The organism is Companilactobacillus halodurans, assembly GCF_009600995.1.
Taxonomy (GTDB): Bacteria; Bacillota; Bacilli; order Lactobacillales; family Lactobacillaceae; genus Companilactobacillus; species Companilactobacillus halodurans.
This window is the reverse complement of the sequence record NZ_VDFO01000064.1, coordinates 1-7632: the sequence shown is the minus strand read 5'-3', so window position 1 is coordinate 7632 and position 7632 is coordinate 1. Positions and strand designations below refer to the sequence as shown.

Annotated in this window: 8 protein-coding genes and 1 tRNA gene; all 9 read left to right on the top strand. The window is 34.5% G+C overall.

Going from position 1 to position 7632, the window contains the following annotated elements; genetic code table 11:
* The first annotated feature begins 242 nt into the window (after positions 1-242).
* The 9 genes from FHL05_RS11970 to FHL05_RS11930 all read left to right on the top strand — a co-directional run bounded on the left by FHL05_RS11970 (position 243) and on the right by FHL05_RS11930 (position 7429).
* On the top strand, positions 243-1412 hold the full coding sequence (locus tag FHL05_RS11970) for an aminotransferase class I/II-fold pyridoxal phosphate-dependent enzyme (protein ID WP_153385291.1): 1170 nt from the start codon (positions 243-245) through the stop codon (positions 1410-1412).
* A 1-nt stretch (position 1413) separates the two neighbouring features.
* The gene (locus tag FHL05_RS11965; protein ID WP_153385292.1) at positions 1414-2868 is read left to right on the top strand and encodes an ArnT family glycosyltransferase; all 1455 of its coding nucleotides are present in this window, start codon (positions 1414-1416) and stop codon (positions 2866-2868) included.
* The gene (locus tag FHL05_RS11960) at positions 2861-3841 is read left to right on the top strand and encodes a glycosyltransferase family 2 protein (RefSeq protein ID WP_153385293.1); all 981 of its coding nucleotides are present in this window, start codon (positions 2861-2863) and stop codon (positions 3839-3841) included. Before FHL05_RS11965 ends, FHL05_RS11960 begins: the two co-directional genes overlap by 8 nt.
* Before the next feature lie 5 nt (positions 3842-3846).
* On the top strand, positions 3847-4281 hold the full coding sequence (locus FHL05_RS11955; protein WP_153385294.1) for a hypothetical protein: 435 nt from the start codon (positions 3847-3849) through the stop codon (positions 4279-4281).
* Entirely contained in the window at positions 4281-4745 is a 465-nt protein-coding gene (locus FHL05_RS11950; protein WP_153385295.1) for a SprT family protein, read from the top strand. The genes FHL05_RS11955 and FHL05_RS11950 overlap by 1 nt, the downstream gene beginning before the upstream one ends.
* Before the next feature lie 36 nt (positions 4746-4781).
* Positions 4782-4867, top strand: a tRNA-Leu gene (locus tag FHL05_RS11945).
* Between the two features lie 99 nt (positions 4868-4966).
* A complete protein-coding gene (locus FHL05_RS11940; protein ID WP_153385296.1) occupies positions 4967-5884 on the top strand; it encodes a helix-turn-helix domain-containing protein in 918 nt (305 codons plus the stop codon).
* Between the two features lie 57 nt (positions 5885-5941).
* On the top strand, positions 5942-6442 hold the full coding sequence (locus FHL05_RS11935; RefSeq protein ID WP_153385297.1) for an SLAP domain-containing protein: 501 nt from the start codon (positions 5942-5944) through the stop codon (positions 6440-6442).
* A 630-nt stretch (positions 6443-7072) separates the two neighbouring features.
* On the top strand, positions 7073-7429 hold the full coding sequence (locus FHL05_RS11930) for an SLAP domain-containing protein (protein ID WP_338025955.1): 357 nt from the start codon (positions 7073-7075) through the stop codon (positions 7427-7429).
* Positions 7430-7632: the final 203 nt, after the last annotated feature.

The window sequence follows — 7632 nt, the reverse complement described above, 5'->3', positions numbered from 1 at the left end:
GTCGAACATCTAAAGGGCATGAATGGTGTCCTTTTTTGGTGTTCTTAAATGGTTATTACTAATAAATGGTATACAAAAATAAAGTTGATGGCAAAATACCTATCAACTTTATTTATCGTACAGCCCATATTTTGACATTCATTTCATTGAATGTCTTTTTTTTTCTAAATTATCGTATGTTAGAATAAAGGTGTAATCTTCTAAAAGAGGTGTTTATAGTGAAAAGTGATTTAATCTCCCTTATGAAACCGTCTGTAGTTGCCATTAAGCAACAAGAGATTTTTAAGTTTAATGCTAAAGCAAAGAGTATTCCAGGGGTGGTCAATATGACTGTTGGGGAACCTAATTTCCCAACCCCAGAACATATCAAAAAAGCCGCCAAAGATGCAATTGACGACAATGAGACACATTATACTGTGCCTGAAGGCATTCATGAACTTTTGCATGCTGTGGCAGACTATTTACATGACAAATATGATCTGAATTATGATCCTGAAACTCAAATCATAGCCTCAGCGGGTGTAACTGAGGGTGTATTCTCAGCATTCAATGCAATTTTGCAAGACGGTGATGAGGTTTTGATTCCTTCACCATCATTTACGATTTATGGACCGGATGCCGACTTCAATGGTGCCGCACCAGTTTATATTGACACTTCAGAGACAGACTTTAAGGTCACTCCTGAAGCATTGAAAGAAGCATTTAGAACTAATCCACGTATCAAGATTTTCTTGCTTAATTTCCCAAGTAATCCTACTGGCGTTAGTTATACAGAAGATGAACTGAGAGCATTGGCAGACGTCTTGAAGCAACATGATGTTTTTGTGATCAGTGACGAAATTTATAGTGAATTGACCTATAATTTCAAGCATGTGTCATTTGGTAAAATTTTACCTGAGCAAACGATTCTTTTGAATGGATTGTCTAAGTCGCATGCTATGACTGGTTGGCGTTTTGGTATTATTTGTGGACCAGCAGCAGTTATTTCGCAAATCAATAAGATTCACGAATTAGCTACAACTTCTATTTCATCAATCACGCAATATGCAGCCTTGGAAGCCTATACCAACGGGTATGACGATCCAATTTCTATGAGGGATCAATACAAGGCAAGACGTGATGTTTTACATAAGGGCTTAAACGAATTAGGTTTCGATTGTCCAGATCCAGATGGGGCATTCTACCTATTTGCTAAGATTCCTGATGAATACGAACAAGATGATGTTAAATTTGCCAACGATTTACTAGAAAAAGAACACTTAGCAATTTTGCCAGGTAGTTTCTTCGGTGTTGGTGGTAAAGGTCATCTCAGATTTAGCTATGCCGCAAGTATGGACAACATTAATACTTGTGTATCTAAATTAGGGGACTTCCTAAAGAAGCCGCAGAAAGTAGCAAATATCGAGGAGTAAAATGCTAAGTAAATTTCAAAATGTTATTAGCAAATTAATTATTATTTGCGTGGGAATCTTTACATCTGTTGTATTGATTCAAATGGGAAGTTTCTACACAGTAAATTATCTAAAAATTGAACCAGTATTAGCAATACTGGTTCTTCTTTGTGCCATTATTCTTACTTTAGGAGTCGGTTATCTGCTGTTTAGGATTCGAGACGATGATTTAAAACTCAATCGTTTGATTTTAATTAGCATGTTGTTGATATTTATCTTAGTTGCTGTAATTTGGTTAGCAATTGTTCCTAAAACGCAAATCAGTGATTTTAAGGCCTTTTGGACTACAGCTCCAAAGGCTTTGTCGGGGAAAAATATTTTTGTTCACGATAATGATTATTTTGCTAAATGGGCCTATCAAACTGGCTTTTTAGTTTATGTTATGGGCGTCGTCAAAATTTTTGGGCACCATGTCATTGCGGTTCAATTATTGAATGTTTTCTATCAAGTTGTAATTTTGTATTTGGTTTATCAGCTTTCCATCAAATTGTTCAATAAAGTAAAAATTGCTCGTTTAGCCGTATTTTTACTAATGATTGACCTAGATTGGTTTGCACTGAATAGCCAAGCTGATAATCAATATATCGGGATGATGTTTTTCTTATTGACGTTTTATTTAATTCTAAAGGACCGTTATTGGTCTTATATTTTAGCCGGAGTAACTTTGGGACTTGGCAGTATTGTTAGACCGATAGGTCCAGTTATTATTGCAGGAATCGTCGTTTACGCTTTATTGTTCTTATTTATTTCTAATAATAAATTCGATTGGTCTAAAATTTTAAAAGTTTTGATTACGCTAGTTATTTACCAAGTGATTTTTTCTGGAGCTGGCTTAATGGTCAAAAGTTCCGGTTTAAACTCTTTTGGGCTCTCGAATCGCGATTCGGAGTGGAAATTCGTCGTTGGACTAGATGCTAATTCAAATGGTTCATATGATCAAGGGATGGTGAACCGGTTTGATTTAAGTGAAAGCCGCAACAAGATGAGTAAAAAGGAACATCAAGTCATCAAAGAAAATGTTGCTAATTTGAATGCAACGCATGGTTGGCTGAAATTATTCTGGCATAAAAATGAAACGCTTTGGGCTGGAAGATCAGGAACAATTGACTTCACAGGCTTAGAAACTAAACATTCTCTAAGTTTAACTAATCATATAAAGCTTCTTGGTTACTTAGGAAGCGTCATGCTGATTATCTTTTCTTGGATTGGTTCATTATGTCTCTGGAAAAAATCGCACGATAAAGAGATGTTTTTGATATTATTACCTTTGATGGCATACGCTGTTGTACAATTATTGATTGAAGTGCAGGGTCGCTATCGACTCGAATTTTTACCTGTAATTGCAATTTTAGGTGGCTTAGGTCTCTTTAAGATTTGCGAATGGGTTGGATCGAAATGGGGAAAAGTTAATGTCTGATTTATTTAAGTTAAGTATTGTCGTTCCTTGTTATAACGAAGAGGAAGTCTTGCATGAAACGACCAAAGAATTAATGGCAATTTTACAAAATTTAGTTGATGAAAGGAAGATTACTGAAAATAGTAAAATTGTTTTCGTTGATGATGGTAGTCGTGATAAAACTTGGCAATTGATCGATGGTTTCTCAAAACAGTATCACTTTGTCTCTGGGGTTAAGTTAAGTCGTAATTTTGGACATCAAGGCGCTTTATTGGCCGGTGTGACGAGTGCTTCCAAGGATTCTGACGCCGTTATAACGATAGATGCCGACTTGCAAGATGACGTCAATGCCATTCCTAAAATGGTTGATGAGTATTTAAAGGGAGCAGAAGTAGTCTATGGCGTTAGAAATAATCGTGACACTGATACTGCCTTTAAACGGGGTACTGCTGAACTATTTTACAAGTTCATGGGATTTCTAGGCGTGAAACTTGTTCCTGATTCAGCTGATTATCGATTGCTCAGTCAACGAGCTTGCGATGTTTTATTGAGTTATCAAGAAAGAAATCTCTTTTTGCGAGGAATCGTTCCTTTAGTTGGATTCAAATCGGCTAAGGTCTACTATGCTAGAAAAGAACGATTTGCTGGAGAATCGAAATATCCATTGAGAAAGATGATTAAGTTTGCGATGGACGGTATCACGTCATTTTCAATCGTTCCAATCAAAATGATTATGGGCTTAGGTTTTCTAATTGTTTTAATTAGTATTTTGCTGTTGATTTACAGTTTTGTTAGAAAAATCAATGGTCACGTCGTCGTAGGTTGGTCGTCATTAATGATATCCATCTGGGCCCTTGGTGGTGTACAATTGATTAGTATCAGTGTCATCGGCGAATATGTTGGTAAGATTTTTAGCGAAGTTAAACAACGTCCAAGATTTACCATCGAAAAGGATATTTACACTGAAAAGACTCAAGAAGAAAATAAGAGGTAATTGTTATGAATGCCGCACAAAAGAAAGCTATGAATTATGGTCAATTGATCAATGAAACTGTTCAATCGATTCAAGATGAACAAGATAAGTTAAATCCAGAATTTGAAAAGATTCGTGACGCTTTGGATCGTAGCAAAGTGGATAAAATGGATGATGTCGAATATGCAAGGGTTCAAAAAGATTTCACAACCGGAACTAAGAACTATCAAACAACTTTAGCTAAATTGGAAAAGGGCAAAGCTCCTGCTCGTTTGATGGGTACGCATATTTCATTAGTATCTGCATTTAAGAAGTATGTTGAAGCTTGTTCAGAAATGACAACTAGTATTGGTGACAAGAAACAAGTTGATCGCCACAGTTTTGATGAAGCTGAAAAGAAACAAGACGAATACATGGATAAGTTTTCAAAACTAATTCAAAAGTTGACTAATTTAGCCTAATGACTGATTTAGAATTAACAGAATTAATAAAAAAGGTTTCCCAAGATGATTTTGGGAAGCCTTTTATTCACTATGCTTGTTTTAATAATCGTTTGAGGACGACTGGTGGCCGTTTTCACTTGAATGATCGTCACATTGACATTAATCCTAAAATCTATCAAGACTTTGGTTATGAAACCTTGGTAGGTGTGATCAAGCACGAATTGTGTCACTATCACTTATATAATGACCATTTGCCAGCTCAGCATAAGGACCGAACTTTTAAAGCTTTGCTGAAGCAAGTGGGAGGTTTGCGTTATTCTCCGATAACTAGTTCCGTGAAGAATCGGAAGTATCATCTTTATCAATGTCAGAACTGTCATCAAACTTATTTTCGAGTCAAAAAAATCAATACTAGACGTTTCGTTTGCGGTAAATGCCACGGTCATTTGAAATATCTCAAGGACATTCAAAAATTGCCTTGAAAATTTTCTTAATTATGTGTATAGTATTACTCGTACGCGGGTATGGCGGAACTGGCAGACGCGCAAGACTAAGGATCTTGTGGAGAGTTATCTCCGTGGAAGTTCGAATCTTCTTACCCGCATCAGTTAAGTAGTTGAACATCTGTTCAACTACTTTTTTTGTGTATTTTGGAAATATAAAATCTTATAGATTTGATTTATTTAATATTTGTAACCCATATATGTATATTTTTGTTAGTAATTATAGTATTATTGATAAATGTCAAAGCAAAGATAGGAGTGTGTTGCCATTGTTTCTTGGATCTATTATTTATAATAAACGACGAGAAATGAATTTAACTCAAGTTGAGCTGGCTCAAGATGTTTGTACTCAAAATACTATTAGTAAAATAGAGAAACATAATGTTGCACCAACTGTAAATATTCTAATCAAAATATGCCTAAGATTAGACTTAACTTTAAACGATGTATTTAGTGAATTTTCATCTAAAGCAAACAATCAAGAAAATATTCTTGATAAAATTGAAGAAAAAGCCTTACTAAAAGATATTGATGGTTTGGATAAAGAGATTGATTCATTACGAAGTAAATTGAGCAACGATGATTGGAAACAATACGAGTTGATCAATGGTGTTTTGGACTTTTGGAAGAACAATATTGAAACTTCAATGTTTACGTTCGATAAGGTACTACAATATACCAAATCTGATGAAACTGATGTTTATACTTTATTAGCTTATTTGTTCAAAGGTTTACGATACTCGAATCAAGGTTTTGCCGATCAAGCATCATATTATTTCAAAATGATCACTGCAGCCTTTGAAGAAGAAAAAGATATCGATAATGCCAGTGACTTAGAAATTCTCTTTATTTATAAAATGATTGCTCAATCATTTGACGAAATGAAGTTATATGATGATGCTTATCAACTAAGTCAAGAAGGATTAGATTTTGCTCAAGAGAGAAATGTTTCATATTTCTTAGATGAGTTGAACTATTCAGCTGCTTTAGCCTTACAAAATGGCGTTAATCATAAACAAGCTTATGAAGACCATTATAATTTAGCTTATTATCTAGCTAAATTAAATGATAACAAGTCATTAATGCATGATATAAAAAACATGCAAAACATTGGTTAAATATGTTTAAACAAGTTATACTTTGGATAGTCTAAGGAGACTAAGGAAGTATAAAAAATGAAGAAAAAATTTGTAGTAGTGTTATTCATTCTTCTACTAGGTTTTGGATTTTCATTTATACCTGTCCAAAGTGTCAAGGCTGAATCCGTGACTAGCGGGTACTTTGTCGATGCTTATCGCACTGCAGAAATGTATAATTCAAAAGGCGATTCGCTCGATAAGGCTGTATCAGAGAATAGTGATTGGTATCTTGGTAAAACGATTGATATCAATGGAACAAATTATTACCAAATTGGGAAAGATGAGTATTTGAATTCAAGCGATAGCTATATTTATCGCGATAGACCGGAAGTTATCCGAGTTACGACTGATGAGGATGTCCCAGTTTATGATCACAACTTTGTTGAGAGTTCCAAAGTCGCTCTAGCTCCTGGTACTTATTGGTATTCAGATCGTGTGATTTCCACTTCAGATGGAATGCCATTCGTTAGAATTGCAACTGATGAGTACGTAGGTATGTGGTACGTCATTCAACAATCTTTTACAGAAAAATACTAGTTAGAACTTAGAGAAAAATTTTTCTCACGAGTTCAAAAGAGACTATCAATTTATTTGATGAATTGGTAGTCCCTTTTTTAGTCTTTAATAGATAATGAGTGAAAATTTGTATTTAAGATAAAATTTTGTAAAAAATATTTTTTTGGAAAAGATTATCTTCATGTAATATATGTCTACGAAAGTAAATAGTACCAACGTTTATAACGTTTTCTTCTTTTTTTGATAATATTTATATAGAAATTTTTATAGAAAAAAGCAAGAAAAATTAGAGTTTTTTGTTGTAATAGTGGATAAATGCTTGTACTATTAAGTTGCTTATAATTATGCCGAAAATGTATGAGCAGTGTGTGAAATATTAAAATATTTGTTCTATGAATTTAAAAAATCAATTTTTGTGTACGCTATTTTTCTGCCAAAAAATAGTGTACGAGGGAATTAACAACAATATAGTGAGGTCAAAAATATGAAAAAATCTATTTTACTCTTAGTGTGCGCACTAATGGGTGCAGGAAGTGCTGTAACTAGCACAATTGGGGCAGCTACTGACGTAAATGCTCAATCAGTAAGCCAAGGAAATTATGCTCAAGTAAGTAGCGACGAAGCACAGCTGTATAACCAAATGGGGATAAAATCAACGTTGCTTTGCAAAAAAACAGCACTTGGAAAGTTGCTAAAACTCAAAGTATCAATGGTACTGATTACTTCCAAGTCGCACCAAATCAATTCTTGAGTTCAAAAGATGGATTTGCATACAAAAACCGTCAAATGACTATTAAGGTTCAATCACTTGACGGTGCTGATAAAGCTGTTAAAGTTTATGATCATAATTTAGTACAAAAAACAGACGTATCGCTTGCACCTAATAGCAAGTGGGCTACAGATACAGTCATCAATACGTCAAACGGTATGCCTTTCTTACGTGTTGCTCCTGATGAGTACGTTGCCATGTACGATGTCGTTGAACAACAATTTAAGGCTACTATTTAATTATAGTGTGTGTGAAATATTAATCTCTAAAAGATGTTTGTGGTATGCCGACCATGAACATCTTTTTTTGTCTATATTTTTGGCTGTTCGTCAAATTAAGTTGATGGCAGTTTACATAAGCAGTTAGATCATAATTGGTCTAGCTGTTTTTTATTTGGCTGACGAGCTTGCTCGGAGCCAAAAAATTTGAAGATTGATACGCT